The organism is Pantoea sp. JKS000250 (genome assembly GCF_003201065.1).
GTDB classification, from domain to species: Bacteria; Pseudomonadota; Gammaproteobacteria; order Enterobacterales; family Enterobacteriaceae; genus Pantoea; species Pantoea vagans.
The window spans coordinates 1-19,878 of the sequence record NZ_QICZ01000003.1; the positions used below are offsets into that span (position 1 = coordinate 1).

General features: G+C 56.5%; 17 protein-coding genes and 1 pseudogene. 9 read left to right on the top strand and 9 right to left on the bottom strand.

Translation table 11 applies throughout. The annotated features are described in order from the left end of the window. From BY447_RS22335 to BY447_RS22350, 4 genes and pseudogenes are all read right to left on the bottom strand, one after another. A pseudogene (locus BY447_RS22335) lies at positions 1–202 on the bottom strand (transcriptional regulator); the annotation flags it as partial. Between the two features lie 174 nt (positions 203–376). Then, complete coding sequence (locus BY447_RS22340; protein ID WP_013356593.1) at positions 377–1,300, bottom strand: substrate-binding domain-containing protein; 924 nt, start codon at positions 1,298–1,300, stop codon at positions 377–379. A 70-nt stretch (positions 1,301–1,370) separates the two neighbouring features. After that, the gene (locus tag BY447_RS22345; RefSeq protein WP_110332298.1) at positions 1,371–2,150 is read right to left on the bottom strand and encodes a TIM barrel protein; all 780 of its coding nucleotides are present in this window, start codon (positions 2,148–2,150) and stop codon (positions 1,371–1,373) included. Then, entirely contained in the window at positions 2,150–3,163 is a 1,014-nt protein-coding gene (locus tag BY447_RS22350; RefSeq protein ID WP_110332299.1) for a Gfo/Idh/MocA family oxidoreductase, read from the bottom strand. The genes BY447_RS22345 and BY447_RS22350 overlap by 1 nt, the downstream gene beginning before the upstream one ends. Before the next feature lie 465 nt (positions 3,164–3,628). Between BY447_RS22350 and BY447_RS22355 the strand changes: the two genes are divergently transcribed. The 4 genes from BY447_RS22355 to BY447_RS22370 all read left to right on the top strand — a co-directional run bounded on the left by BY447_RS22355 (position 3,629) and on the right by BY447_RS22370 (position 8,990). Continuing rightward, complete coding sequence (locus BY447_RS22355) at positions 3,629–5,590, top strand: sigma-54-dependent Fis family transcriptional regulator (protein ID WP_110332300.1); 1,962 nt, start codon at positions 3,629–3,631, stop codon at positions 5,588–5,590. Between the two features lie 156 nt (positions 5,591–5,746). After that, positions 5,747–6,361, top strand: coding sequence for a TetR/AcrR family transcriptional regulator (locus BY447_RS22360; RefSeq protein ID WP_110332301.1), 615 nt, complete (start codon positions 5,747–5,749; stop codon positions 6,359–6,361). 228 nt (positions 6,362–6,589) lie between these two features. After that, positions 6,590–7,870 carry a beta-ketoacyl-ACP synthase II gene (gene fabF / locus BY447_RS22365; protein ID WP_110332302.1) on the top strand — a complete coding sequence of 427 codons (1,281 nt, stop codon included), beginning with the start codon at positions 6,590–6,592 and terminating at the stop codon, positions 7,868–7,870. Between the two features lie 238 nt (positions 7,871–8,108). Continuing rightward, a complete protein-coding gene (locus BY447_RS22370; RefSeq protein WP_110332303.1) occupies positions 8,109–8,990 on the top strand; it encodes an ROK family protein in 882 nt (293 codons plus the stop codon). A 59-nt stretch (positions 8,991–9,049) separates the two neighbouring features. Here BY447_RS22370 and BY447_RS22375 read toward each other — a convergent pair whose 3' ends face one another. The 3 genes from BY447_RS22375 to BY447_RS22380 all read right to left on the bottom strand — a co-directional run bounded on the left by BY447_RS22375 (position 9,050) and on the right by BY447_RS22380 (position 11,447). Beyond that, on the bottom strand, positions 9,050–10,012 hold the full coding sequence (locus BY447_RS22375; protein WP_110332304.1) for an Rpn family recombination-promoting nuclease/putative transposase: 963 nt from the start codon (positions 10,010–10,012) through the stop codon (positions 9,050–9,052). A gap of 515 nt (positions 10,013–10,527) precedes the next feature. Beyond that, positions 10,528–10,650, bottom strand: coding sequence for a hypothetical protein (locus BY447_RS23600; protein WP_323859540.1), 123 nt, complete (start codon positions 10,648–10,650; stop codon positions 10,528–10,530). Positions 10,651–10,658: 8 nt separating this feature from the next. Beyond that, entirely contained in the window at positions 10,659–11,447 is a 789-nt protein-coding gene (locus tag BY447_RS22380; RefSeq protein WP_110332305.1) for a MipA/OmpV family protein, read from the bottom strand. A gap of 129 nt (positions 11,448–11,576) precedes the next feature. On the opposite strand from BY447_RS22380, the gene BY447_RS22385 reads away from it, so the two are divergent. The 4 genes from BY447_RS22385 (at position 11,577) to BY447_RS22400 (ending at position 17,705) form a co-directional block, all read left to right on the top strand. Then, positions 11,577–12,272 (top strand): response regulator, encoded by a 696-nt coding sequence (locus BY447_RS22385; protein WP_033785233.1) that lies wholly within the window; start codon positions 11,577–11,579, stop codon positions 12,270–12,272. Then, the gene (locus BY447_RS22390) at positions 12,269–13,438 is read left to right on the top strand and encodes a sensor histidine kinase (RefSeq protein WP_110332306.1); all 1,170 of its coding nucleotides are present in this window, start codon (positions 12,269–12,271) and stop codon (positions 13,436–13,438) included. Before BY447_RS22385 ends, BY447_RS22390 begins: the two co-directional genes overlap by 4 nt. A gap of 92 nt (positions 13,439–13,530) precedes the next feature. Next, positions 13,531–14,664, top strand: a complete 1,134-nt coding sequence (locus tag BY447_RS22395; RefSeq protein WP_110332307.1) for an efflux RND transporter periplasmic adaptor subunit — start codon at positions 13,531–13,533, stop codon at positions 14,662–14,664. Further along, positions 14,661–17,705 (top strand): efflux RND transporter permease subunit, encoded by a 3,045-nt coding sequence (locus BY447_RS22400; protein WP_110332308.1) that lies wholly within the window; start codon positions 14,661–14,663, stop codon positions 17,703–17,705. Before BY447_RS22395 ends, BY447_RS22400 begins: the two co-directional genes overlap by 4 nt. Positions 17,706–17,766: 61 nt before the next feature. Here BY447_RS22400 and BY447_RS22405 read toward each other — a convergent pair whose 3' ends face one another. Together BY447_RS22405 and BY447_RS22410 are read right to left on the bottom strand one after the other, a co-directional pair. Next, a complete protein-coding gene (locus tag BY447_RS22405; RefSeq protein ID WP_110332309.1) occupies positions 17,767–18,012 on the bottom strand; it encodes a hypothetical protein in 246 nt (81 codons plus the stop codon). Between the two features lie 72 nt (positions 18,013–18,084). After that, positions 18,085–18,990 (bottom strand): LysR family transcriptional regulator, encoded by a 906-nt coding sequence (locus tag BY447_RS22410; RefSeq protein ID WP_110332310.1) that lies wholly within the window; start codon positions 18,988–18,990, stop codon positions 18,085–18,087. A 104-nt stretch (positions 18,991–19,094) separates the two neighbouring features. Here BY447_RS22410 and budA point away from each other — a divergent pair, with 104 nt between their 5' ends. Then, entirely contained in the window at positions 19,095–19,877 is a 783-nt protein-coding gene (budA, locus tag BY447_RS22415) for an acetolactate decarboxylase (RefSeq protein WP_110332311.1), read from the top strand. Position 19,878 lies beyond the last annotated feature (1 nt).

Sequence of the window (19,878 nt, forward strand, 5' to 3'; positions counted from 1 at the left end):
TGTTTGATCCACGCAGCCCATATTTATCCCAGACTTCGGTCAGCAGGGTTTCGCGCGCCAGTATTTCTCCCTGGGAATTCAGTAACTGCTCAAACAGCCGGCCCGATGAAATACTCAGACTCAGCGTGTCCTGAGTAGGAATATGGCTCAGCGTACAATCATCTGAATTGTAGTTAATCTGGTCATCGATAATGTAAATCATTAAGAAATCACTGAATTTGCGCTCATTTCCGACAGTATAATTCAGCTGATCTCAAGAAGCACGAATGAGTCCTGAATCAATCAACGCATAGAGGTGACGTTTAACTGGCATTAAAATGCGACAGGCATGAAGATCTGCAGCCTGCCGCATCGTTCTCGTGATTAATTCCGGCTTTCAGGGCTGATTCTCTGCGGCAAACGCCGGGTAATTAGCCTGCGTGATGGTCTTATAGGGGATCCAGTTCAACGGGTCGACTTTCTGTTTATCCAGCAATGCCTTAACGATCTTAACCGCTCCTGTCGCCTGCCCCTTAGCATCCTGGAAAATTGTCAGCGTCATCTTTCCATTTTTAACAAACTGCTGACCGTCGGGCGTACCATCAATTCCGGCGACCAGAATGTGACTGTTTTTCGCCTGACTCAGCGCCATGATCGCGCCGATGGCCATTTCATCATTATTTGCAGCAATCGCATCAATGGGTCGCTGATTAAGCAGCCATCCCGACACCACGTCTACCGCTTCATTGCGCTGCCAGCGTGCGGTCTGTTTTTCAATCACCGCCATCTGCTTATATTTAGCGATCACGGCTTCAACAGCGCGTGTCCGTTCACGCGCTTCTTCGTTCGATAATGCACCCATTAAAATAGCGACATTGCCACGGTAGTTCATCTGTTTTGCCAGCGCCTCCATCTGCATCTCACCTCCCAGAGCAGAGTCCGAACCGACATAGGCCATATTGACCGGCAGTTTCACTTCCGGCTTGCGGTTAACAAACACCAGCGGAATGCCTGCGGCTTCTGCCGCTTTCACCATCGGCAGTACGCCCTGCGTATCAACCGGATTAAGAATAATTGCATCCACGCCCTGATTGATAAAATCCTCAACCTGCTGAACCTGAAGCGCAACATCACCTTTGGCATCGACAAACTGCCCCTCCATATTCAGCGCCTTTATCTCACCCACCATCTGTGTTCTCAGAATTGAGACGAAGTTAAGGTCGAAATTCGCCAGTGCAACCCCGATTTTTGGTGTTTTCGCCCAGGCAGTAACGCTAATCAGCAGGCTGAGCAGCAGTGCTAACAACATTCTGGTTTTCATCGTGTATTCCTGTAGGGTAATTTTTATTGAGTAAACCACCGGGCAACAGGCAAATACCCGGTGGAATCGCTTATAACGTAAAATGATCGCGGAACTGCGCCAGCGCGGTTTCGCTGTCACCTGCGGCCCAACCCTCCAGCGCAATAACGCCGCTGTAGCCCATGTGATTCAGCGTACGGGCGATGGCACGATAGTTAATTTCTCCAGTGCCCGGCTGCATCCGGCCCGGCACATCGGCTACCTGAATCTCCCCGATGGCGTCACCACAGCGGCGGATAAGCGCGATCAGATTTCCCTCTCCAATCTGCGCATGATAGAGGTCAAGGTTCATCTTCAGAGCCGGGCTGCTGACCGCTTCGACCAGAGCCAGCGTATCGGCAGCTCGCGCAAATGGCGTACCCGGATGATCCACCGCCAGATTGAGGTTTTCGAGGGTAAAAACCCGACCGGCTTGTTCGCCCAGTGCAGCCACACGGCGCAGGGTGTCGGCCGCTTTAAGCCACATCTCGCCGGTCACTAACTCAATCGGACGAACCGCCTGGCCGCTGGCATCCAGTCCGGTGCCATGCAGATTCAGTCGCGGGCAGTTCAGACGTTCTGCAACCGCCAGTGAGGTTTCTGCGCTTTGCAGTAGCTGCGCAATTTCATTATCATCGGTCAGGTTCCCGGTGAGGTAGCCTGTCATGGAGGTAAAACGTGCGCCTGTTGCCACCAGCGCGTCGATATCTTTATTAGCCCAGTTCCAGATCTCCACCCCAAATCCCAGCGCATGGATCTTTTCCACACGCGCGATAATGGGCAGATCGAGAAACACCATCTCGGCACAGACTGACAGCTGATAACCGGCCATTAGCGTGCTCCCAGCAGAATGGGTTTACGTTGTCTGACTGATTCAATGCAGGCCAGCGCAATTTCCAGCGCGTTGCGCGCATCGGTGCCGGTCGCACGCGGTTTATCACCGTGCAGAATTGCGCGCGCAAACTCTGTTATTTCAGCAACATATGCCTCACGCAGTAGATCGGTATCCAGCCGGGAGGTGGCGATTGCAATACCGTCGGCGTGATAGCGTACGCAGTTATCCTGATTGATATTGCCTGTCTGCAGCATGCCTTTACTGCCAAACACTTCGCCGCGAACGTCATAGCCGTAAACGGCCTGGAAGCTGGCTTCCGCCGTGGCTATCGCTCCGTTATCAAAGCGAATTGTCACCACCGAGGTATCAAGTAACCCTTTATCTTTAAAATCAGGCCGTACAAGTGCATCAGCCAGCGCATAGACTTCGACAGGTCGCGCCCCCGGATTAAAGTGCAGCAGAGTGTCAAAATCATGGATCAGGGTTTCAAGAAAGATGGTCCATTGCGGGATCGGGGCCGGATCGCGCAGGCCTGGATCTCGGGTCACAGAGCGGCTTAACTGGGTGGTGCCATTGTTGCCCGCCCTGATCGCTTCAATGGCTGCGGCGAAGCCCCTACTGAACCGACGATTGAACCCGACCTGCAACACGACGCCCGCGTCCTCAGCGGCAGCGATAGCCCGATCGGCTTCCTGCAGCGTCACCGCCATCGGTTTTTCGCAGAAAATATGTTTGCCCGCCTGCGCGGCGGCGATCACCAGTTCAGCATGCGTGCGGGCGGGTGTAGCAATAGCAACAGCATCTATTTCACTGTCATTAAGCAACGCCTGGATATCGGTATAGGCTTTCTCCACTCCCAGCCCATCCGCCAGTTGCTGCGCTGCGCCAGGCTGCAGATCGGCAACGGCTGTCAGCCGGGCGCCGGGCACCCGTAGCGCCAGGTTTTCTGCATGAAAACTGCCCATGCGGCCAGCGCCAATCAATCCCACTCGTACCGTTTTAAGACTCATAACTGCTCCTGTCATTTATTGTCAGCCCGTCAGAGCTGGGTAGGGTTCGGAGTTCGGCTGCACTTCAGCAGCAAAACGACCGGATTCTGAACGCATCATTGGCTCAGTGCGTTCCGGCAAAACGCGCCATCCATTTTGCCGGCCCGTCAGTGCCGGATGTTCCGTTCAGGACTCAGTGACGCCGGACAACATCGGGATATCAAAGCCTGAGGTCGTGCTGTTCTGTCATGCCGTAAGTCAGATAAACAGCAGTAACTTCAGATTTTGTTTACGCATAACCGCTTAACTTTCAGGTTGTTTTTAACCGGTGAGCGTTATCAACAGCGTTGCAAAGCGGATGCCAGTTTTTAAGCAGGTGTTTCTGTGAACGCGCTCGCAGAAGCCTCTTCATAACTGAAAGTAAAATGTACATGTCAACTTAACATGTCATTAAAATGGACATTTCATCGACGTCGGGAGAGTGGAATGCAATCGCTGCATGATTTATTGCCAAATAAAGAAGAGAGCGACGCCATATTCAGCCTGCCGGACAGCAGTGACGCGGCACAGTGGGAAACACAGCTGGTGCGCGGCTGGCAGGCGTTTATCCAGGGTGAAAAGCCACACTGGATCCGCCGCAGTATTCTGCAATCCTGGGCACGCTCACGCGAGCATCACATCGATCCGACGCACTTCTGCTACACCCCGGTCGCCCCGTCAGAGCTGGCCGCTATCCTGAGTCATCACAGCGAGCTGATCGCCGTGGCTCATAGCGTGATGGAGAATCTGCTGGCCTATAATCCCGATGGACACATTAATCTGACCGATGCTCAGGGCGTTGTGCTGAGCTTCTGCGGCAGCGACCTGACGCCGGTTGGCAGCGTTCTGCGTGAGGAAATTCTGGGCACGAACTGCACCGCGCGCTGCCTGCGCGAGCAGCGGCTGGTATACGTGCTGAGTGGGGAAAACTGGAAAACCGCACTGCGTAAACGTAACCGGCAGTGTGCCGCAGCGCCCATCCGGGATGCCAGCGGTCAGATGACTGGCGTGCTGACGCTGACCGCCACTCCTGACAACTTCAATGCTCATACGCTGGGAACGGTACAGGCCGCCGCAGAGGCGATCGGCCAGCAGCTGACGCTGCGCCGCCTGCTGGCCGAGCAGCAGTCGATACTGGAAAACCTGAATGAAGGCGTGGTGGTCTGCGACCGCGAGGGACGCATCAAAACGCTGAATCGCTATGCGCGTCAGATCTTTGCCGGTCTTGATGCCGGTAACGCTTCGATTGACCAGCTGCTGCAACCTCAGTCTGGTTCGCTGCTTACCCTGCCCTGCTGCAATGACCGTGAGATGGTTTTCCGCCCTGATGGCAGGCACAGCGTCTCCTGTCTGGTCTCGCTGATGCCGGCCCCGGACGGCGGGCGTATCCTCTCGCTTCGGGAAAACCAGCGCATTCGCGCCATTACGCGACGGGTTCTCGGCGTCAGCGCCAGTTATACCTTTGATATGATACGCGGTCAGGCCCCCACGCTTCAGCAGGCGCTTCAGGATGCCCGCGCCAGCAGTCGCAGTGACAGCACCGTTCTGCTGACCGGTGAAAGCGGAACCGGCAAAGAACTGTTTGCTCAGGCGATCCACAATGCCAGTAGCCGGGCACATGAGTCCTTTGTCGCCGTCAACTGCGGCGCGCTGCCGCGTGATCTGGTACAGAGCGAGCTGTTCGGCTACGTCGATGGTGCCTTTACCGGTTCACGGCGCGGTGGGTCGGCAGGCAAGTTTGAACTGGCCGACGGGGGCACACTGTTTCTGGACGAGATTGGCGAGATGCCGCTGGAGGCGCAGACCAGCCTGCTGCGCGTGCTGCAGGAAAGTGAAGTACTGCGCATCGGGGCGGCGCATCCGGTAAAAGTGGATGTCCGTATTATCGCGGCGACCCACTGCGATCTGCAAAGCGCAGTCGAACAGGGTGCCTTCCGGCGTGACCTGTTCTATCGCCTGAATGTCATTTCGCTGACCATCCCCGCCCTGCGTGAACGGCAAAGCGATATTCCCGATCTGGTGAATACCTTTATCCGCACGCTGTGTCAGCGGCTGAATAAACCGCCTCCGCAGGTCAGTCCTGAAGCAATGAACGCTCTTGAGGCCTGGCACTGGCCTGGCAACGTGCGTGAGCTGGAAAATCTGGTCGAGCGAATCGTCAATCTTTGCCAGAGCCACATTATCGATCTCGCCGATTTGCCGCCCGCGATGGTGACCCGCAGTGATGCTGAAAACTCTACGTCTGCCAGCAGTCTGCTGCAGGATAATGAGCGAGCCTGCATCCTGCAGACACTGCGCGCTCAGGGCGGAAATATGCGCCAGTCCGCTAAGCTACTGGGTATTTCGCGTACGGCGCTGTACAACAAGCTCAATCAATGGAACATCGCCATCGACACACTGCGTCAGTAAATTAATCATAAAACGCAGTAACTGGCCTGGCGGCCTGCAAGAATAATTCTTACGCGGCAATTCATAGCTTTTCGCCGCAGCAGGACTTAAAATGTGACCACCCATAACAGTGGTCACTGAATTTATCACCCACCTTCAATTTGTCAGGCTATCACAATGACCCAATCCGTAACGGACAGTGGAACGCGCGGTCCTGCCGATCACAATGTGCGTGACCAGATTGTCGAGGCTGCCATGCAGCACTTTGCGCATTACGGCTACGAAAAAACCACTGTCTCCGATCTTGCCCGGGCTATTGGCTTTTCCAAAGCCTATATCTACAAGTTTTTTGAATCGAAACAGGCGATTGGCGAAGTCATTTGTTCAAACCGACTGGCGATGATCATAGCGCGTGCTGAAACCGCGATCGCCGATGCTCCAGGTGCATCAGAACAACTGCGGCGGCTGTTTCAGACGCTTTCCGCCACCAGTACTGAGCTATTTTTTCACGAACGTAAACTCTATGACATTGCCGCTGTCGCGTCGCGCGACCGCTGGCCCTCTGCCATGGCTTACGAAAAGCGGATTCTGAATCTGATTCAGCAGATCCTGCGCAGGGGTCGTGAAATGGGTGAGTTTGAGCGTAAAACTCCGGCTGACGATGCGGCAGAAGCTATCTATCGGGTAATCAGACCCTATATCAGCCCGGTGCTACTGCAGTTCAGCCTCGATGAGGCTGAGGCCGCTTCCACGCAACTGGCCGCACTGGTATTACGCAGTCTTGCCCCCTGAACGAAGTGACTATTGACTTAATTAGTCACAAAGGCAAAGATAACGGCCTGTCTGATTATCGCTCAGGATCCTGATGCTGCTAAGCTTATCTTTGTCTGTTCACTTTCATACCTGCATTCGCATATCGCACCCTTCTGCTAAGGGTCTCGCTAATCGCGCTTCAGGCGCGCATCACCTTTCTGCGGCAGTACTTTATTCGCTGTCCGGACTGACTACGGGAGCAACCGCATGAGTCATTCAGCCTCATCTCAACGCATCGTCATCACCGGCGCGGGTATCGTCTCGCCGCTGGGTTGTGGCGTTGAAACCGTCTGGCAGCGATTAACGGCGGGTGAATCGGGTATTCGCGTTCTGCCCGATACGCTCACCGCAGGAACCGGTATTTCAGTGGGGGGCAGCGTGCCTAGCATTGAAGACGATCCGCTGGCCGGATATGACCCGGAGTCGTTCATTGCGCTAAAAGAGCGAAAAAAGATGTCGCGGTTTATTGAGTTTGCGCTGCTGGCAGCGGAAGAAGCGCTGAAGCAGGCAGGCTGGCATCCTGAAGATGCGTCTGCTCGTGAACGCACGGCTACGATCATTGCTTCTGGCGTTGGCGGCTTTGGTGCGATTGCCGACGCAGTGCGCACGACCGACGCGCGTGGTCCGCGCAGGCTCTCACCTTTTACTGCTCCCTCGTTTCTGGCGAACATGGCAGCCGGTCATATCTCAATTAAACACGGTTTCACCGGCCCGCTCGGCGCGCCTGTTACTGCCTGTGCAGCAGGCGTACAGGCTATTGGTGACGCCGCAAGATTAATCAGAAGTGGTGAAGCGGACATTGCGATTTGTGGCGGCACCGAAGCGGCGCTGGATCGCGTGACGCTGGGCTGTTTCGCAGCCGCGCGCGCACTATGCGCAGGATATGAAGATGAGCCGCACCACGCCTCACGCCCGTTTGATCGGGACAGAAGCGGCTTTGTCATGGCCGAAGGCGCCGGCCTGCTGGTCATTGAGTCGCTGGCCCATGCAGAGGCACGCGGAGCGACGCCGCTGGCGGAGATTGTCGGCTACGGCACCAGCGCCGATGCTTACCATCTTACGGCGGGTCCGGAGGATGGCAGTGGCGCTGCGCGGGCAATGAGGTTAGCTCTGCGACAGGCGGGTATCAGCCCGGATGACGTTCAGCATATCAATGCTCATGCAACCTCGACTCAGGTCGGCGATCACGGTGAGCTGTCCGCTATTCGCGCCGTTTTTGGCGATGATTCGCCGGTCGCGATCTCATCAACCAAATCCGCCACCGGCCATCTGCTGGGTGCGGCGGGTGGCGTTGAGGCGATATTCACACTGCTGGCCCTGCGCCATCAGCTTATTCCGCCAACACTGAATCTTTATCATCCCGATAAAGCAGCAGGCAGTCTTGACCTGGTGGCGCTTAAAGCCCGACCTGCCGCGCTGAACTATGCCATGTCGAACGGATTTGGTTTTGGCGGCGTCAATGCCAGTATTCTGCTACGTAAGTGGTAATGTCGGCATTTTGACGACTCAATCGGTGCTGCCGGATATACTGGCAGCGTCGCTGATCACATCACCATCCAGCCTATACAGCGCATTCTGTTATTTCCTGTCTGCCACCAGTCTTCAGCCCTTCAGCATCAGCTTTATAAATCTGTACCTTTCCTGACAAAATTGCCGTCGCCTGGCCGTCTGCCCTTTTCTTTCAGCACTACAATTAATTGAATGAAAACAACTTCAGAGAACGTTGATGAAAATTGCAGCTTTCGATATTGGTGGTACCTCTTTAAAAATGGGTGTGATTGACGATCAGGGAAATATTCTGACCAGCGATAGTGCTGATATTTCCCATAACGCACGCGATAAAATACTTGATGAAATCCTGGCCTGGCTGGAGAAAAATCCCGGTTGTGCTGGTATTGCCGTCAGCACACCCGGTTATATTGATGCTGACGCTGGTTATATTGCCATGGGCGGCACCATACGTGACTTTGACCAGTTTCATCTGAGCCAGTGGCTGACAGAAAAAACGTCCCTGCCTGCTACCGTCGAAAACGATGCACACTGTGCGCTGCTGGCTGAAAAGTGGCTGGGAAAAGCGAAAAAGCTCAACGATTTCCTGATGCTGACGATAGGCACCGGGTTAGGCGGAGCGGCCTTTTGCAATGGCGCACTGATTCGGGGTGGACGCAACCGGGCTGGCGAGTTTGGTTGCCTGCTGACGTCGCGTCCCACCAGCGGCAATATAGAACGCCACACCATAAGCCAGAGCTGTACCATGACGGCGCTGCGGGAGAATTACAGCCAGCTTATTGAAAAGCCTGCCGACGATGTCAGTGGTAAAGATGTCTTTGACGCATACGATCGTAATGAAGACGCCGCGCAGCAGGTGGTAAATAAATTTTATGCGGATCTTGCGGCCTGCTTATATAACCTGTTCAGCGTGTTCGACCCGCAGAGGGTATTTATCGGCGGGGGAATTACCGAGCGCGAACCCTTCCTCGAGGAACTGGGAGAGCAGCTGGCAAAATATGATCCTGATATCCGCATAGATGCCGCAACCTACGGTAACGACTCCGGCATGCTGGGTGCAACCTGGAATTACCTGCAGCGCCAGCCGGGCGGACAATAAGACCTGATGACAACTTTCCCTGAAATGAAAAGTTGTCATCAGGTCTTATCCGCAGAGGCTTAATGCTGGATGTTAGCCAGATCGTCTGAGGAAAGGCCTGTCATTTCCATGATGGTTTTACGTTCAAGGCCGCGCTGTAACATAACGCGAGCGATTTCCAGAGTGGCTTCGCGCTTACCTTCACTGCGGCCTTTCTCCATTCCACGCTGTTCGCCCAGCTCAATACCTTCAGCGCGGCCTTTTTCTATACCTTTTGCGATACCTTTTTGCTCAAGCTGCTGTGCAATAGTCATCAGTGCATCTCCGTGTTGCGGCACCCGCTGTGCCAGTTCGCGAACGAAAGCTTCGTGATCAGCTGATTCACCTGCCTGCATTAAATAGTGTATCAGCGCCAATACCTGGGGTGAAGAAAGATAATCGGCCATCAGTAAGGTACTCAGACGGTCAATGATCGAAGCCATATCACGTTGATGAATATGCTTCTGCATCAGTGTCAGTGCGGCCATGCTACGGTGCTTCATGATTTCGTCATCAGGAATAACCGTGACGTCCACCAGCGGAAAAGCACTTCCATAGAGTTGTTCTGCCACAACCGGATCATCAAATTCGTCGAACCAGCGGGTCGAATAAGGATAGGGCGAGCGCTTACCCGTGTAGAACAATACAGGTATCACCAGAGGCAGCTTTTTATGACCCGCTGCAAGATGCTGTTGCATAGCGGCAATCGCATAACGCATCAGGCGAAACGCCATATGTCTGTCAGGTGTAGATTGATGCTCAATCAGAACGTGTATATAGCCGTCCCCGGCTGAGGTTTTAAGACTGTACAGAACGTCACTAAAATATTGCCGCAAATCGTCTTCGAAAAAGGAGCCGGATTCAAGCTTAAGTGTGCCGAGATCGCAGATTTTACGCAGTTCTTCAGGAAGATGCAGCTGCATAAAATCTCTGGCAACATCCGGATTTGCCAGAAACTGTCGGAATGCCGCGTCATGGGGTACAAGGCTTTTTTTCTTTCTCATCGGTTTACTTTCTATAAGTTTCACATACTGATAGCTCAGGGGAAAATGGTTTACCCAGTCCGGACGGCAATATTATCGTTGTGTTATCTGTGAATTAAAATGGCCTACACCCATGATGAATTAACTGAAATTCTTAAAAGTAAAATCAATGCATTAAAAATAAGCCACCCCTTAATATAAAAAATAAATATCGTTAAAAAACAGCAGGATGTGCGCTGATGAACTGAAAAAAACCATGATTCCCCACATCCACCAACAAGATTGAAACCGGAATAAATAAGAGATAATGAATTATAAAAAAACGATCATTTCCTGAATCACCTGTTTTTTTCAGCACAACCTACCAATGATGAAACGGCTCAGTTTAAATTTATAAACCACGCCTGTTAATTAGCAGTATTACATTCACTAGCAAGGTGTTTTTATTTTCTGCCAGCCGCTATATCAGCATTGATTTATTCGGTAACAGGATGACTTAATAACTATAAGCCCTGCAGTGATTATTATTGATGTCCTTATCCCTGTAACGGCGCATCAAACAGACTCAGCGCTACGACGAGAAGGACGTAAACCAGCAGATAGAACAGAATCAGCGCAGCCAGCAACAGGCGATGGCTACGCATCTCACTTTTCTTCATGATGCTATTCAGAAGGTGTAGCTCAATGCCAGCGTGGCCGAGGCGCCATTGTGCCGGGCGACGATGGGGCTATCTGAAGCGTGCTTATCCAGCCAGGTGTAATCGCCGATCACGCTGGCAGCCCAGGCGGGCGTGAACTGATGACTCCATGTCAGGCTGGTGTCTGTGCCATAAAATCCACCCGCGGCGTTATAGCGTTTAAACCCGCTACGAGCACTCTGCTCGCTGTTCACGCCATACCAGGTATTCATATAACGCGCATCGCCAGCCAGACCTGCCACCTGCAGTGCCACCGTATCGTCCTGGGTCTGCCAGGGGATCAGAGTTACAGACGTCCGGTACTGCACGCCCTGACTGTCACTTAATGGCAGCGTCGCTTTCCCCTCAACCACAAACCACGGGGTAACCGACCAGCCCACCGCCAGCGCGGTGTTAACCGTTGCGTCGATATTCCCCATGCCTCTCAGCCGGTCATCACCGTCGCGCCACGATGAATTGCGGTCAGAGCGGCCCAGTCCGTAGCCCAGCGTATGTTCCAGATACAGCCCGTTATCCGCCTGCAGGTCATATCCAACGCCTTTTTGCGAGTCGAAAAAGAATGCTCCGTCGCGCGCCTGAATAACCGGCATCAGCTGCCAGTGTTGCTTATCTGCGCCGCTGTAGCGCGGGGCATTAATGCCCGCAATGCCCAGCGTCAGACTGGGCGGTGGCGTGGGACTCTCATCAGCCATAGCAGTAGCGGCACTTAACCCCAGCGAAAAACAGACCATGTGAAGCGTTATTTTTCCGGTTATCATCACGTTTCCTCATTATCACATCAGGTGCGGAGCTGAGGGATTCAGTGCCGCGTCACTGGCCGGAGTATGCGAGGCGAGTGTCAATGAACGACCAGGGATTTATGAAGAAACAGTCAAGGTGATCCGAAAATGCAGTCAAAACGTGTACTGATTATTGAAGATGACGCGGATGCGGCGGGAGTACTTGAGGCCTACCTGAAACGTGAAAATTATGAGGTCATGATTGCCGGTGACGGACCCGGCGGGCTGGAAACTGCAGGACGCTGGCAGCCCGATCTGATCCTGCTGGACATCATGCTGCCTGGCATGAACGGCACCGAAGTGCTGGCCGCGCTGCGTCGGCGTGACGATACCCCGGTAATCATGGTGACGGCGATGGGGGACGCGCCGGACCGCATTGGCGCACTGCGCTATGGCGCTGATGACTACGTGGTCAAACCCTACCATCCAGGCGAAGTCGTGGCGCGCGTTCAGGCCGTGCTGCGCCGCAGCCAGAGTCACGCGCCCGCCGCAGAATCGCTGCGCTGGGCGGGTCTGGTGGTTGATCCACTGGCACTTACCGCCGTGGTTGATAGTGACAGTGATGCACCGCGCCGCCTGGATCTGACGCCTACCGAATTTTCTCTGCTGGTCACGCTGATGCGTGCCCCGACGCGGCCTTTTACCCGCCTGTTTCTGCTGGAGCACTGTCTGCCGGAAAGCGATGCTCTGGAGCGTGTAGTCGATACCCACGTCTATAACCTGCGCCGTAAACTGGAGGCTGCAGGCATCTCTGACGTCTTACCGGCAGTACGCAGCGTCGGTTACCGGTTCAGACAGCCATGAAGAACAATACACATACCTCACTGTGGCGCTGGATCTGCATCCGGGTGCTGTTTCTGGCTATCGGCAGCGTGATCCTCATCGCCGCCTGTATGTGGTTGCGCTTTGCGGTGCAGGCGTTCTGGGTCTACCACCGGATGCCGCCCACGCTGCTCGATGAGTTCACGCAGCTGCGCCATCATCCCGCCAGCGATCCGGCACGCTTTCATCAGATTGTCGATCAGTGGTGGGGGATCAAATTTTCCGATCCTTCGCTGGCATCCTCTGACTGGCTGACCGTGCTGGTCCTGGTAATGGTCACCATCCCGTTTATGGTGATGATGGCGCTGCGTTTCGCCCGTCCGCTGTCGGCGCAGTTCAGCCAGCTGGCGACGGCGGCGCGTGCGGTGTCGAAAGGAGAATTTGGCCGGACGGCGGCGGTAGTGAAAGAAGCCCCACAGGAGCTGGTGCGCTTTACCGACGATTTTAACCAGATGACACAACAGCTGGCGCGCTACGATCGTGAGTTGCGCACCTCGCATGTGGCGATGGCACACGAACTCCGCTCACCATTGACAGCAGCGATGGGCCGCCTGCAGGGCATTCTGGACGGCGTCTTCCCTGCCGAGCCGCAGCAGCTGGCGATGATCATGAAGCAACTGACACAGCTCAGCCGCCTGACCGATGAACTGCATCTGCTGTCACTGGCAGATGCCGGGCAGCTTACCCTCAACCGCGAGCGATTTAATCTCTCTGAGTTACTGCGCGAGCGTTCAGGCTGGCTGCTGCCACAGGCAGAAGAGTCGGGTGTCGTCATCAGCGTAATGGCACCCGGCGATCTGCTGCTCTGCGCCGATACCTTTCGCCTGGGTCAGGTCATAACCATCATCTGTGAAAATGCGCTGCGCTACGCCGCCGACGGTGGCGCACTGTTGATCACCGCCAGCCAGAACGATAAGGCGACCACGCTGACTTTCCGTGATTACGGTCAGGGCGTAGAGCCAGACTTCCTGCCGCAGCTGTTTGACCGCTTTACCCGGGCTGACTCCTCACGCGCTCGCCACTCCGGCGGCAGCGGGCTGGGGCTGTCGATCGCCAAAGCGATTATCGAGGCGCACGGCGGGTCGCTGCACGCCACGCTGCCTGCCGACGTCGGTCTGCTGATTGGGATAACGCTACCGGCAGGATAAATTTACTGACTTGACCATTTCTTGATGGTTCATGGAACGTTTCTGGACACAGGCCGGGTTCAATGAGCACAACTCATTAAAGGAACCCGGTTATGACAGACTTCTTATCGGATGCTGCCCGCCAGGTGTGGCGTCATCTCTTCAGTGTACATATTTTCGCGCCGATCGTGTTCGTGCTGCTCGGCGTATTCATCATGACCGGCTGCCGCGACAACAATGCTGCCCCGCCAGCCGCCCCACTCCGCCCGGTCAAAACGGTGATTGCCCCGCCGCTCAGCAGCAACGCGTCACGCGTGCTGACCGGTGAAATTCGCGCCCATGAAGAGGTTGCACTGGCCTTCAGGCTGGATGGCCGGGTGGTGAGCCGCGCGGTTGAGCTGGGCGATCGCGTCACCGCCGGGCAACCCCTGGCCGCGCTGGAAAACGATCAGTCACGTAATCAGCTGAGCAGCGCGCAAGCCGATCTCGACAGCGCCCGCGCCGCCGAACGCGTCGCCGCGCTTAACCTCCACCGGATGCGGCTGCTGATGCCCGGCGGAGCCATCGCCCGCAGCCAGCTGGACAGTGCCGAGGGAGACTGGCAGAGCGCGCAGTCCCGCCGTCTCAGCAGCGAAGCAGCACTGAAAAATGCCCAGGATAATCTCAGCTGGACCCGGCTCACTGCGCCCGCCGCAGGCCGGATTACCGCCCTCCCGGTTCAGCCCGGCCAGGTGGTCAGCGCCGGACAGACTGTGATGACGCTGGCAGCCGGTGATGCACGCGATGCGGTGTTTGATCTGACAACGCCTGCTTTGCTGCGAGCTGACGACCAGACTCCTCTGAAGGTGACGCTGCTCGCCGATCCGGACATCCAGGCCAGTGGCACGATACGTGACATCAACCCACAGGCCGATTCACAGACCCGTACCTGGCGGCTGCGCATCTCAATGCATCAGCCACCCGAGGCGATGGCACTGGGTGCCACCGTCACCGTCACGCTTCCCGATGCGCAACCGCCGGTTATCGCCCTGCCCGCCAGCGCCCTGACCCGGTTTGCAGACAAGCCCGCGCTGCTGGTGGTTGATGCGGCATCACGCTTACAGCTTCGTCCGGTGGTGCTGGCCCGCTTCAGCGCACAGCAAATCTTTGTTTCTGCCGGGATCCGGCCAGGCGAGCGCGTGGTTACCGCCGGTGTCGGCACCCTGCAACCCGGTGAAAAAGTGACACTGGCGCAGGAGGGCTCATGAAAAAAATGACTGGCTTTAACCTTTCCGGCTGGGCGCTGGCGCATCAGCAGCTGGTCATCTTTTTCATGCTGCTGGTAATGGCGGCGGGTGTGCTGAGTTATGAACGCCTGTCACGTAATGAAGACCCGGCGTTCACCATCAAGACCGCCGTGATCTCTGCCCGGTGGCCCGGAGCTGACGTAAACTCCACCGTACAACTGCTGACGGACGTGCTGGAACAGAAGGTGCAGGAAATCCCGTCGCTGGATGCGGTTGAGAGCGAAACCCGCGCCGGAGAGACGGTCATTTATGTCAACCTGCGCGATGACACGCCGCCGTCCGAGGTGGCCGGTATCTGGTATCAGCTGCGTAAAAAGATGCATGACGTGGCTTCTTCACTGCCGCAGGGTGTGCAGGGTCCGGCGGTTAACGACGAGTTTGATGATACCTTCGGGACAATATACGGTTTCACGGCGGATGGCTTTACCGCCAGAGAGCTGCGCGATCGGGTTGATAACCTGCGCCGCAGCCTGGCCAGTCTGCCCGACATAGGCAAAACCAGTCTGCTGGGTGTAGAGGAACAGCAGGTGGTTATAGCCTTTTCCCCACGCAAGCTGAACGGCATGGGGCTCGATTTACAGCAGGTCAGCGACGCCATCAAAGCGCAGAACGATGTGGTGCCCGCTGGCAGCCTGCGCACCGACCGCGAAAATATCGCGCTGCGGGTCAGCGGTACGCTGACCTCGGTCGAAAGCCTGCAGGCGATTACACTGCATATCGGGGAGCGTTTCATCCCGCTGACCGATATGGCGACCATCAGCCTGCAACCTGCTGAACCGCCGGCGCCCACCTTTCGGGTTAACGGCGTGCCGGCTATCGGGCTGGCAATTTCCATGGCCGCCAGCGGCAACATGCTCGATTTCGGTAAACAGCTTAATCAGCGCATGCAGATACTGGCCGGTCAGTTACCGCACGGCATCACCATGACCCGCGTCGCCGATCAATCTTCGGTGGTGAAACAAGCGGTCAGCGGCTTTGTGCGGATACTGGGCGAAGCGGTTGTCATCGTGTTAGCTGTCTCCTTTGTTTCGCTGGGATTGCGTGCCGGTCTGGTGGTGGCGGCGGCTATTCCGCTGGTACTGGCGATGACCTTTACCGGCATGTTGCTGGCGGGCATCGGACTGCAGCGCATCTCACTGGGCGCGCTGATTATTGCGCTCGGGCTGCTGGTGGATGACGCCATGATCACCGTCGAGGCGATGGTGGCACGGCTCGAAGCGGGCGACAGTAAGTGGCAGGCCGCGACGTATGCATTCAGAACCACCGCCTTTCCGATGCTGACCGGCACGCTGGTGATGATCGCCGGGTTCATCCCGGTCGGATTCGCCGCCTCCAGTGCCGGGGAGTATTGCTACTCGCTGTTTGTGGTGATTACGCTGGCGCTGCTCTGCTCATGGGTGGTTGCGGTCATCTTCTCGCCGCTCACCGGCTGCTGGCTGCTGTCAGCGAAGCGCATCAAAGCCCACCAGTCGCCGGGCTTACTGACGCGCGGCTATCATGGGCTGCTGGAGGTCATTCTGCGCCACCGGCTGATGACGATTGGCGCAGCGCTGACGGTGCTGCTGGTCAGCCTGTACGCCACCACCTTTATGCAGGGTGAATTTTTCCCGGCGTCAGACCGCCCTGAACTGCTGGTCAGCCTGACGCTGCCCGCCAGTACTTCCCAGGCGGAAACCACGCGCCGTACCGCACAGTTGGAACAGATGCTGCGCAACGATCGGGATGTGGCGAACTTCACCAGTTACGTCGGCTCTGGCGCAATACGCTTCTATCTGCCGATGGATGTATTGCTGGATAATGAAAACATCGCACAGCTGGTGGTGGTGGCGAAGAATCTGGCGGTACGCGATCGGCTGCGCAGCAGGCTGGAGAAGAAACTGGCCGCGGATTTCAGTGATATCACGACGCGGGTCTCGCCGCTGGAGCTGGGTCCGCCGGTGGGCTGGCCGCTGAAATATCGTATCACCGGCCCGGACAATGGCCGGGTGCGGCAGGCTGCCGGTGAGCTGGCAGCGCTGATCGCCCGCTCTCCACTGACCCGCGAGGTGAATCTCACCGCCGGGGAGCCGGAACGGGTCATGACGCTGGCCGTAAACCAGACCGCCGCCCGTGCCGCCGGACTGTCGTCCGACACCATCGCCTCTGCGCTGAACACCCTGATGTCCGGCAGCGTGGTGACCACTCTGCGCGATCGCAACCGGCTGATTGACGTGGTGCTACGCAGTAATGACGCCGAGCGGCAGAACACGGAGACGCTGGAAGGATTGATGATCACCAATGCCAGCGGACAGAAAATTCCGCTGCGCCAGGTAGCGACCCTGAACTGGGGTGTGGATGATCCGGTGATCTGGCGCCGTCAGCGGCTCTCTTACATCACCGTACAGACCGATATCGCACCCGGTCAACGGGCTGAAAAGGTCTCGCAACAGCTCGCACCTGATGTCGCCGCCCTGCGCGCCTCACTGCCTGCCGGATACGGTATTGAAGAAGGTGGCGTAGTGGCGGAATCGGACAAAGGCAATGGTTCGGTGTTTGCTCTGCTGCCGGTGACGATCTGCGCCATGCTGGTCCTGCTGATGATTCAGCTGCAACGCTTCTTCGGTATGCTGCTGGCGCTGAGCATGGCCCCGTTTGGCCTGCCCGGCATCGTCTCCGCGATGCTGCCGGCAGGCACACCGCTGGGGTTTGTGGCGCTGCTGGGGATTATTGCGCTGGCGGGGATCATCATCCGCAACGCGGTGATTATGATCAGTGAAGTGGATGCGTACAGCCGCGCCGGACTGCCTGCTGGTGACGCTATACGGCAGGCCGCCCATCACCGGGCGCGTCCCATCCTGCTGACCGCCTGTGCCGCGATACTTGGCATGATCCCTATCGCCCATCAGGTGTTCTGGGGGCCGATGGCACTGGCGATTATTGGTGGTCTGGTCAGCGGCACGCTGGTGACGCTCACGGTGCTGCCCGCCGCGTTAAGTCTGCTGATGCAGCGACGTTCAGGTTAAAGCAGGCTGTATAAAACGTCCGGCGATCCCGTGCTGAGAGCAGCGGGATCGCCGGACGCGTTCAGTTCATCACCTCAACCAGAATCAGCGGGCACTTTCTGACTTTGCAGGCCTGACTGTAGGCCAGCGAGCAGACCGAACAGAGGTCGCGCACGTCAGACTGGTACTCATACTCCATGAAATAGCGGAACCGGCCGCCCGCCGAATCTGTTCTCCAGAATCGCTGCGGCTCCAGAATTTCATCCAGTTGCCTGAATGTCAGGGCTGACGGGTTGTGATACCCGACTCTTACGCGGTATGTAGTCATGCAGTGATTATTGGCATCCCGGCCCCGCCGCCGCCAGTTGGTTGTTGTTTTCAGTTCAATAGCTGGCGCTTATCAACCCGCTTCGCCTGGTGTCGCAGGCGGGTCGGCCAGCAGCGCCAGCAGATGCAGCACCGCTTTTGATGGATGATGCCGACGCCAGGCAAACGCCACGTCGGTAAACAGCGTGTTGTTCTCGATATCGCAGAAGCTGACTTCGGGATTATCGACGCAGCGCAGCGACTCCGGCACCAGCGCAATTCCGCAGCCTGCAGCCACCATGCCCAATGAGGTGGTGATCTGTGGCGCCTGCTGGAAGGTGTGGCGTGAAAAGCCCGCCCGCAGACAGGCCGTAACAATCAGCTCATAGAGACTGGGCGAAACGTCGCGCGGGAAGATTATCAGGGTTTCATCCGCCAGCGCGGACAACGAGACTGTCGGCGTGCCGCTGAGGGGATGGCAGCGCGGAAGCGCAATCAGCATCTTTTCGGTGGAGATCACGCGCAGATTAAACGCCTTGCTGCTTTCGCACGGCAGCCGGATAAAGGCAGCATCCAGCAATCCCTCCTGCAGATCCTGCATCAGCAACGACATATTCTCTTCGCGTGTCAGCAGCTCCATCGCCGGATAGCGTTCCGTAAACTGACGGATCAGAGTGAAGATGCGCGGATTAAACGCCACCGAGCTGGCAAACCCCAGCGACAGCTGGCCACTGATCCCGCGGGCAATCCCGCGCGCGTTCTCCAGTGCCTGATCGGCCAGTTGGACAATTTGCCGGGCATCCGCCAGAAACGCTTCCCCCGCTTCAGTAAGTTCCACTCCGCGCGTCAGCCGCTTCAGCAGCGGTGTGCCAATCTCCTGCTCCAGCCGCAGTATCTGCTGGCTCAGCGGCGGCTGAGAAATCCCCAGCATTTCAGCAGCGCGGGTGAAGTGAAGCGTCTCGGCTACGGCAACAAAATAACGCAGGTGGCGCAGTTCCATATCAAAAACGTCTCAAAGTTAACAGGTTTCGCTATTGGACCCACCGACTGAATCGGTTCACCATTAGGTTAACACGGCTTAACGGTTAATCGATGAGGCATGAAATGAGCAATTGTGTAACTGATTGTTCCTGCGAGGATCAACTAAAACATACTGTCTTAACGCTTTCCCAGGATGCACCAGAAAGCGTTATCTATCAGACATCTTTAATGAGTGCGCTGCTGAGCGGCGTCTACGACGGCAACGTCCGTATCGCCGACCTGCTGCGCAAAGGGGATTTCGGCCTGGGCACGTTTAACCGGCTGGATGGCGAGATGATTGCGTTCGACAGCAAGGTCTATCAGCTGCACTCAGATGGCAGCGCGCATCCGGCCGATCCGGCACAGAAAACCCCGTTTGCGGTGATGACCTTTTTCAGGCCGCAGCACCTGTTTGAGTTTGACCGGCCCATGTCGCGCGACGATATCCATCGGGTGATCGACAGCGAAATCACCTCCGATAACCAGTTCTGCGCGCTGCGCATCAGCGGTCGTTTCAGCCGCGTCGACACCCGCACCGTACCGTGTCAGTGCCGTCCCTACCGCTCCATGCCGGAAGTGCTGGGCGATCAGCCGACCTTTGCCTTCAGCCAACGCGCGGGCGAGCTGATTGGCTTCCGCACGCCGCAGTATATGCAGGGCATTAACGTAGCGGGCTATCACGAACACTTTATTACCGACGACCGCGAAGGCGGCGGCCACATTCTCGATTATGCGCTGGAACAGGGCACCCTGACCTTTGGTGCCATCAGCAAGCTGGTCGTGGATTTACCGCAGGACAGTGACTTTCTCAATGCCGACCTGAATCCCGCCAATCTTGACGCCGCGATCCGTGCGGTAGAAAGCTAAT

Excerpts from the sequence above, each read along its gene's own strand:
- BY447_RS22340 (WP_013356593.1), bottom strand. The coding sequence starts at position 1,300 with ATGAAAACCAGAATGTTGTTAGCACTGCTGCTCAGCCTGCTGATTAGC.
- BY447_RS22345 (WP_110332298.1), bottom strand. The coding sequence starts at position 2,150 with ATGGCCGGTTATCAGCTGTCAGTCTGTGCCGAGATGGTGTTTCTCGAT.
- BY447_RS22350 (WP_110332299.1), bottom strand. The coding sequence starts at position 3,163 with ATGAGTCTTAAAACGGTACGAGTGGGATTGATTGGCGCTGGCCGCATG.
- BY447_RS22355 (WP_110332300.1), top strand. The coding sequence starts at position 3,629 with ATGCAATCGCTGCATGATTTATTGCCAAATAAAGAAGAGAGCGACGCC.
- BY447_RS22360 (WP_110332301.1), top strand. The coding sequence starts at position 5,747 with ATGACCCAATCCGTAACGGACAGTGGAACGCGCGGTCCTGCCGATCAC.
- fabF (WP_110332302.1), top strand. The coding sequence starts at position 6,590 with ATGAGTCATTCAGCCTCATCTCAACGCATCGTCATCACCGGCGCGGGT.
- BY447_RS22370 (WP_110332303.1), top strand. The coding sequence starts at position 8,109 with ATGAAAATTGCAGCTTTCGATATTGGTGGTACCTCTTTAAAAATGGGT.
- BY447_RS22375 (WP_110332304.1), bottom strand. The coding sequence starts at position 10,012 with ATGAGAAAGAAAAAAAGCCTTGTACCCCATGACGCGGCATTCCGACAG.
- BY447_RS23600 (WP_323859540.1), bottom strand. The coding sequence starts at position 10,650 with ATGAAGAAAAGTGAGATGCGTAGCCATCGCCTGTTGCTGGCTGCGCTG.
- BY447_RS22380 (WP_110332305.1), bottom strand. The coding sequence starts at position 11,447 with ATGATAACCGGAAAAATAACGCTTCACATGGTCTGTTTTTCGCTGGGG.
- BY447_RS22385 (WP_033785233.1), top strand. The coding sequence starts at position 11,577 with ATGCAGTCAAAACGTGTACTGATTATTGAAGATGACGCGGATGCGGCG.
- BY447_RS22390 (WP_110332306.1), top strand. The coding sequence starts at position 12,269 with ATGAAGAACAATACACATACCTCACTGTGGCGCTGGATCTGCATCCGG.
- BY447_RS22395 (WP_110332307.1), top strand. The coding sequence starts at position 13,531 with ATGACAGACTTCTTATCGGATGCTGCCCGCCAGGTGTGGCGTCATCTC.
- BY447_RS22400 (WP_110332308.1), top strand. The coding sequence starts at position 14,661 with ATGAAAAAAATGACTGGCTTTAACCTTTCCGGCTGGGCGCTGGCGCAT.
- BY447_RS22405 (WP_110332309.1), bottom strand. The coding sequence starts at position 18,012 with ATGACTACATACCGCGTAAGAGTCGGGTATCACAACCCGTCAGCCCTG.
- BY447_RS22410 (WP_110332310.1), bottom strand. The coding sequence starts at position 18,990 with ATGGAACTGCGCCACCTGCGTTATTTTGTTGCCGTAGCCGAGACGCTT.
- budA (WP_110332311.1), top strand. The coding sequence starts at position 19,095 with ATGAGCAATTGTGTAACTGATTGTTCCTGCGAGGATCAACTAAAACAT.